This is a genomic window from Bacillus sp. SIMBA_074 (assembly GCF_046534555.1).
Lineage (GTDB): Bacteria > Bacillota > Bacilli > Bacillales > Bacillaceae_G > Bacillus_A > Bacillus_A mycoides.
Genome location: NZ_JAWRYM010000315.1, coordinates 1 through 301, shown reverse-complemented (window position 1 = coordinate 301; position 301 = coordinate 1). Strand labels below are relative to the sequence as shown.

Here is a 301-nt window from a genome sequence, read left to right as displayed (position 1 = left end):
GATCGACGTCGCGCTGTTCGACTGGGCGGACGCCGTGATCAACCTGTCCGGCGCCTCCCTCCAGCGGCTGCCGTGGACCCGTGCGACCAAGCGCCGCATCCTCTCGTCCCGGCTGCAGGCCACCGGGACGCTTGCCGATGGGATGCGGGCAGCCGCGGAGCCGCCGTCCGTCTTCGTCAGCGGTTCGGCGGTCGCGCGCTGGGCGCCGTGCTGTCGGAGCTCTCGCGTCAGATCGACCGTCCCGTCGCCCTCGTCGCGGCGGACGGCGCGGTGGGGCGCAGCTTCCCGTCAGCAGCGCTCG

At 74.1% G+C, this 301-nt stretch carries 1 pseudogene; it reads left to right on the top strand.

The window, feature by feature from the left end:
• Positions 1 to 301, top strand: a pseudogene (locus SB773_RS30985) (hypothetical protein); the annotation flags it as partial.